This is a genomic window from Lentibacillus sp. (assembly GCF_035301925.1).
GTDB lineage: Bacteria > Bacillota > Bacilli > Bacillales > Amphibacillaceae > Lentibacillus.
Genome location: NZ_DATGTI010000033.1, coordinates 1 through 6877, shown reverse-complemented (window position 1 = coordinate 6877; position 6877 = coordinate 1). Strand labels below are relative to the sequence as shown.

At 41.1% G+C, this 6877-nt stretch carries 7 protein-coding genes and 1 riboswitch; of the genes, 4 read left to right on the top strand and 3 right to left on the bottom strand.

Features of this window, described 5'->3' with window-relative positions:
* Positions 1-98 precede the first annotated feature (98 nt).
* The 3 genes from VK080_RS02980 to VK080_RS02970 are packed head-to-tail and all read left to right on the top strand — an operon-like array spanning position 99 to position 2502.
* Positions 99-710, top strand: a complete 612-nt coding sequence (locus tag VK080_RS02980; protein WP_324223313.1) for a redoxin domain-containing protein — start codon at positions 99-101, stop codon at positions 708-710.
* Between the two features lie 39 nt (positions 711-749).
* Positions 750-1433, top strand: coding sequence for a response regulator transcription factor (locus VK080_RS02975; RefSeq protein ID WP_324223312.1), 684 nt, complete (start codon positions 750-752; stop codon positions 1431-1433).
* A complete protein-coding gene (locus VK080_RS02970; RefSeq protein WP_324223314.1) occupies positions 1426-2502 on the top strand; it encodes a sensor histidine kinase in 1077 nt (358 codons plus the stop codon). The genes VK080_RS02975 and VK080_RS02970 overlap by 8 nt, the downstream gene beginning before the upstream one ends.
* 100 nt (positions 2503-2602) lie before the next feature.
* On the opposite strand, the gene VK080_RS02965 is transcribed toward VK080_RS02970, so the two are convergent.
* From VK080_RS02965 to VK080_RS02955, 3 genes are read right to left on the bottom strand one after another with little or no spacing between them, the layout of a single operon-like run.
* Positions 2603-3370 carry a DUF1828 domain-containing protein gene (locus tag VK080_RS02965; protein WP_324223311.1) on the bottom strand — a complete coding sequence of 256 codons (768 nt, stop codon included), beginning with the start codon at positions 3368-3370 and terminating at the stop codon, positions 2603-2605.
* A gap of 17 nt (positions 3371-3387) precedes the next feature.
* Positions 3388-3873: a DUF6978 family protein gene (locus VK080_RS02960; protein ID WP_324223310.1), complete on the bottom strand. Its 486-nt coding sequence runs from the start codon at positions 3871-3873 to the stop codon at positions 3388-3390.
* A 51-nt stretch (positions 3874-3924) separates the two neighbouring features.
* The gene (locus tag VK080_RS02955) at positions 3925-4839 is read right to left on the bottom strand and encodes a BRCT domain-containing protein (protein ID WP_324223309.1); all 915 of its coding nucleotides are present in this window, start codon (positions 4837-4839) and stop codon (positions 3925-3927) included.
* Positions 4840-5319: 480 nt separating this feature from the next.
* Positions 5320-5465: riboswitch (FMN riboswitch) on the top strand.
* Between the two features lie 205 nt (positions 5466-5670).
* Between VK080_RS02955 and ribD the strand changes: the two genes are divergently transcribed.
* Positions 5671-6780, top strand: a complete 1110-nt coding sequence (ribD, locus tag VK080_RS02950) for a bifunctional diaminohydroxyphosphoribosylaminopyrimidine deaminase/5-amino-6-(5-phosphoribosylamino)uracil reductase RibD (protein ID WP_324223308.1) — start codon at positions 5671-5673, stop codon at positions 6778-6780.
* Positions 6781-6877 lie beyond the last annotated feature (97 nt).

The following is a 6877-nucleotide window of genomic DNA, read 5'->3' as shown; positions in this document are numbered from 1 at the left end:
TGCTGTTTACAGGCCAAATGACGCGTATATCAAACTTTTTGCTCCAAATGGTACAAGACACATGGTTCTCAAATCTGGGCTGACGGGAGGTTTTTAATGTGAAAAAAGCAGTGATTATTCTGGTTCTGACAGGGATGTTTTCATGGGCAGTGTATGATCTGGCCATCAACACACAAGATGATCAGGCGACGGAAGAAAGTGATTTTACGGTTGAGGAAAATGCGGCAGAAAATGACAATTCTCAGGAAAACACGGATGAATCGAATGGAGATACTGAAAGCGAAACAGTCGGTCTGAATGTCGGCAATATTGCACCTGATTTTCAGCTGGAAACGCTTGAAGGGGAACAAGTTGCGCTGTCAGACTATCGCGGTCAGCGTGTGATGGTGAATTTCTGGGCGACGTGGTGTCCGCCATGCCGGGCTGAGATGCCGGATATGCAGAAATTCTATGAAAATAAAGATGTTGAGATTTTGGCGATAAACCTGACCGAAACAGAAAGCAGCAGAGATGCGGTTCCGGATTTTATTGACGCGTATGAATTGACGTTTCCAATCTTGATGGATGAAGAGACAGAAGTTGCCAATCAGTACCAGATTCAGCCAATCCCATCGTCTTTTATGATCGATTCCAATGGCCGGATTCAATTCAAGGCACCGGGCGCTCTGAATTATGAATTGATGGTCCAGGAATTCGAAAAGATGCAATAATTGATATCCCGGATTAAAATGGAGCCAGAGGTGTTGATCATGCAACAGACGATTTTGGTGGTGGAAGATGATCAGATGATAAGACAGTTGATTCGTCTGCATCTGGAAAAAAATAAATATGATGTCATCGAAGCGGCTGATGGTGAGGCGGCAAAAAAAGTTTTCCTTGAATACCATCCATGTCTTGTTATTCTTGATTTGATGCTTCCGAAAACGAGCGGGGAAGAATTCTGCCAATGGGTGCGTGAGCAGGAGCGGAAAGAGGTGTCGGTCATTATGCTGTCGGCAAAAGCCCGGGTTGATGATAAGATCTCAGGATTGCGAATGGGCGCAGACGATTATGTCACCAAGCCATTTGATCCCGATGAGCTCATGGCACATGTGGAAGCGGTTCTAAGACGGACAGGCCAGTTTTGCCAGAAAATCGTCCATGGGGGGCTTTGCATTAAGCCGCGAAAAGGTGAAGTGCTTCTTTATGATGCTCGGATTAAATTAACCAAACACGAGTTTCATCTCCTTTATTATTTTATGCAAAATCCGAATATTGTCTTGAACCGGGAACAATTAATTGAACAGCTCTATCCGAATGCAGATTATACAGTGCAGGACAGGACGATTGATGCGCACATTAAAAAACTCCGTGAAAAAATTGAGGGGAATCCCTCCAAACCAGAGCGCATTCAAACAGTCCGGGGAATGGGGTATAAGTTTGTTAGTGCGTAAATGGATACAATCGTTCCTTCCAAAAGGATTCCTATGGCGCTTATCATTGTTAAATATTGCAGTTGTTGCTTCAGTGATTGTCCTCAGTGGCCTGGCAGTTTATAACACGGCCTGTTTTTTAGTTGATGCCATGGGTACTTTGAATGACTCACAGCAAAGCCAGTTCAACGCTATCCTGTTCAATTATTTATTGATTTTTTCGGTTATAACAATTGTTGGCGGAAGCGTTCTTCATTTTTATCTGACCAGAAAATTAATTAAACCGATCAGAAGCTTAACTGAGTCTGCCAAACAGCTGAAAAAAGGTAACTATCCTGAATATGTTGAGGTGACTGCACAAGATGAGATGGGTGAACTTGCTTCACATTTCAATGGGCTGGTTAAACAGCTGAAAGCAAATGATGAGCACCGTCGAAAGCTTATTTCAGATTTATCCCATGAATTACGGACACCATTAACGAATTTGAACGGTTATCTCAAGTCACTGGAACGCGGTGATATTAAAGGCAGCCAGGAACTGTACACGTCACTGCTTAGCGAATCCAGAAGGCTGACGTCGATGATGGAACAGCTGGAGCAGCTGAAGGAATGGGATCATGCCGCTTCCAGCGATTATGTACAGTACACAGAGACCGATATGTCGGATTTGATTAAACAATGTGCAGCTATGTTCAGCTGGCGGCAGGAACAGGAAAATATCCCAATATCCGTGGAGGCGGACGTTTGCCACGTGTCTGTTCATGTTGATGGCATTCAGCAGGTTATCAGCAATCTCTTGGAAAATGCCATGCAATATGATACCGGCAGCACGTCAATAAAAGTACGTGGTGAACAGAGGGCTTCATTTTATTATGTTGCTGTTAGCGGTCAAAGTGAGAGCATCCCCGAAAAAGAAGCTGACAATCTATTTAAACGATTTTACCGGCTGGATCAATCCAGAAACAGGGCAACAGGCGGGAGTGGTCTTGGGCTGGCTATTGCCAAAGAAATTGTCGAAAATCACGGCGGCAGAATCGGCGTGAAGTCGGATGGTCTTTATAATACTTTCTGGTTTGAGATTCCGCTTTGATCAGGCTGCTGTAATACAGCAGTCACGTTAACAGAATTTGAGCTACAGCAGTAATCTATATTCCCTTTCGATAAAAGGTGTACAAAGTTAAGTACACCTTTTAATGTGATTTTAAATCATTTACCCAGTTTTCCCTATCTGACCATGGAAGGACGTTAATATTATAATTTTTCAAGGGCTCTACAAATTGACTTGATAATTCTGCGTTCACATCATTTGCTAACACAATAAACCCATGATCACTCTTGGTTTGCTGAACATCTATAAACGCCAGCAATGGATCTCGGAAAGCATCGGGTGTTGGATTGTTAACAGCTTTGATCAGTTTTGGCTTGACTTTCTTGGACTTCGGGAGTGCAAACTCAAATGTCTGATTTCTCCCCGACCTTCCTATGAAACTAGGCGATTCATTAAAGAAAACATCTTTATCCAAGAAGAAATTAGCAATGTCCTCTGTAAAAAAACTTATAATCCGATTCCTTGATGTCAGCATCATATCTGATACTCTCATAACACATTGTATCAATCGCTGCTGTGCCTCAGGGTATTCACTGAGGTTGTTAAATTCTACATATAATTCGGAAGTGGCTTTATCAAAGTTAATACCGAAAACGTTTAGCGTCGATTTAAAGAATTGATTTCTTTTTTGAGATGTTCCCACATCAACACCAAGAGATTCTAATTCGTCAATAACATAACCATCATCAGTCAGTTTGTACTTTTCACTTTCATTAATGAAAAATAGGCTGATGTAGTCATGGTGCATATCCACAAATGGCGTTATAATTTCAACAAATTCATTGCTTTCCTCAAGCCTGATTCTCTGTTGAGTCCATTCCAAATATTCTTTTTTTAATTGATCAATCATTAGGTTCACCACCTAACTCACCAAAACAGTGAGTTTTGATATTCAATAGTGTATTCATCAATGTTCCCGACATGACATCTTTTTAAAAAGGTTTCAAGAACTTTTGCCAAATCCTCTAACTCATCTTTGGTTAAAAATATTTTAGCATACGTGCTGTTTAAAGGATAGGCAATACTATCACCATAATCAGGATGTGCTATATGTATATGCGGGCAAGGAATATCTTCTTTTGAAAATGGATGTTCTCCAGGTGGGTTAGTGTGAGTTCTACCGATTAGATCCAATCTTAACAGCGGATATTCCTTATGTTGTTGTTCTCTTAATTGAAATGAACATTTAGGTTTGCGGATACCACGTCTGTTTAAATCAACGGTAAACATATAACTTGAACTTTTTAATTCAATTTTATCCTTTTCACCGGTATTTGGTATTTGAATTGTTTTTTCTTCCTGCAATATCTCTTTTAGAGAGTTTATTAATTCTTGGATAACCTCAAATTCCATTATGTTCCCCCATTTTAGCATAAAAGACGTACAAATTTCTGTTTACCTCTCTCAGTAAGTTTCATCCCAAAAATCACTTTCATGTACAATAACCACTTGTTGGCCTTCTTTTCTAAGTTTAATAGCTTTTTCCACTTTTCGGCCGTAACACGCGAATGCCCAGCATGGATTGCCGTCACCGCCAACAATAAGAAATTGTGTCTTCTTGGTTACGTTATTATTGAATAGTCCACCTTTACCTTCAATGATTTTTGCGATCTCATTTCGAGTTGCTTTGTTGGATGTACCTGTGAAGCAAAAGGTTTTATCAGCAAATGAAATTTCAGGATTGGCAGCACAAATACCATTGATTGAGTACTTTTCCTGTAATGCTTTTATTTCTGGTTCATTGATGTTGTACGATATTCTTGTATCGATAAAGTTTCCGGAAAAGGCAGTGAGTTTGTGTTTTTCATCATCACTTATAACACCGTCTTTAAGTACATCTACAAGCAGACTGTCTATTTCGTCAAATGGGTAAGTACCTTTCAACATTTCATTTTCGCCCATCCAGTCTGATAGCTGGAGGATTTCTTTTTCTGATAGTTCATTATCAGCTAACATACCATGCAAAATACCTTCCAGCTGTTGAATGGAGGATGTGACTAGATTGTAAAAGTCCTCAAAATCATCACCATTTACTACTTTGTTGCAAAGCCATAATATATCTTCAATTTCCTCTTGGGTTAAATGATTATCTTCTAATGCATCGTCCAATGAGGGAATTATTTCTTTGAATGGTGATTTGCTCTTCAAATGTCGGTGTAAACTACACCAGTTTGTAATCTCAGTAAGCTCGTCATCGCTAACTTCACCGTCGAATTCAACCCCTTTAATGATTCCAATAAGTGCGTTAATCGCTTTGTGGATTTCAGCCTTTGAAGTAAACATACGATAATCTGTCAATTCCTTATAATCCTTACTCATTCTTAATCCCCCTTTATAAATAAAGGCACACCAAATATTCTGGTGTGCTGTTCTGAATGATGTTTAAAAGCCTAATTTTAGTATCATTAGCATCCGATTGACTTTCGTGGATTTGCAAATGGAATTATTTTTCGCCTGTAGCTATTATACTTTATAAAGTGCTAATTTTCAAACAAAAGAACAGTATAAAAAGTTGGAAAGGTGTATTAGATGGTCTTTCTTAAGGAAGCCAGATTAATGCTTTTTATTTATTTTAATGGCGGCAAAGTAGCTTGGTATATTACCGGATATTTATCACAAAAACAACCTTCTCACGCCTATAATCGAATTGAGATCCAAAAAAGGGGCATGAATTTTTATTTTTTCATGCCCCTTTTGACAAGTTTCTTTCGATAATAGTTATATAGAGGCTAGACAAAATATATTGCATATTTCGCCCGATAAATGCTATACTGTAAAAAATTAAATACGAATACAAACGTGTTCCTTCGGGGCAGGGTGCAATTCCCGACCGACGGTGATGAGGCTCAGCTTCAAAGTCCGTGACCCGTGTGGTTTTGAACCAAGCGGTGGATCCGGTGAAACGCCGGGACCGACAGTGACAGTCTGGATGGGAGAAGGAATTTTTCGGATCGTTTATATTTGCCCAGGTATATGCAATAGGAACTTCCGTTGCAGTATGCTTGTTTGGTCTGTTTCATAAACGATACTTATAAAAATTCTGTCCTTATGCCTCTGAAGCGAATTCAGGGGCTTTTTTAGCACCTAAATTATTGACTATTTGCAGCCCCAATCACTTGGTAACCTGTTTCATCAAAGGAGGAAAAGCCCGTGAGTGATGAATATTATATGCAATTGGCACTTAATCTGGCCAAGTCTGTTTCGGGGCAAACCAGTCCGAATCCCCCGGTTGGTTCAGTGGTTATCAAAAATGGTGACATTCTGGGATTTGGAGCGCACTTGAAAGCCGGCGAGGCGCATGCGGAGGTCCACGCCCTTCAAATGGCCGATGAAAAGGCAAAAGATGCAACAATTTATGTGACGCTGGAGCCATGCAGCCATCATGGCAAAACACCCCCATGTGCCGATCTGATTATCGAAAAAGGGATCAGCCGGGCTGTGATTGCCGTAACGGATCCGAATGAAAAAGTTGCCGGCCGCGGGATTGAAAAATTACGTACAGCCGGAATCCGTGTTGAATTGGGTGTGTTGCAAAAAGAAGCAATGGCAGTTAATCGGGCTTTTTTCCATTACACCCGGACAAAAATGCCATACGTAACGGTGAAGTCGGCGGTCAGCCTGGATGGTAAAACGGCCACACATACTGGTGACAGCAAATGGATCACAGGTGAAGCGGCAAGACGCGATGTCCATCATTACCGCCATATGCATGATGCAATTCTGGTGGGCGTAAACACGGTTATTAATGACAATCCAAGCCTGACAACACGTCTGCCAAATGGCGGGAAAAATCCGCTGCGCATCATTCTTGATACCGATCTCCGTACGCCACTGGATGCCAATGTGGTGACTGATGGGGAAGCTGATACGTGGATTATAACTGGCACACACATATCTAAGGAACGGACGGCACCCTTTATCAAAAATACCGGCGTCAGCATTATCCCGCTTGACTCTCTTGACCCTGGAACTGTTCTTAAGTATTTGGGAAGTAAGCGAATCATGTCCTTATTTGTTGAAGGTGGTGCCGCGGTTAACGGTTCGTTTTTGGAAAGCGGCAAGATCAATCAGCTTGTCCAATACATGGCGCCTAAACTGATTGGCGGAAAAGATGCCCCGTCATCAATTGCAGGCACCGGCTTTAAAACCATGGCAGAAACACTGTCTCTGGCAATCACAAATGTAGAAATGATCGGCGAAGACATTAAAATTATTGCTGAGCCGCGAAAGGACGATGCAGATGTTTACGGGAATCATTGAAGAAAAGGGTACCATTAAACAAATTAAACAGGTCTCCAAAAAATCAGTTCAGATGACAATCGGATCGTCGAAAGTTACGGAAGATGTCAAAGTCGGT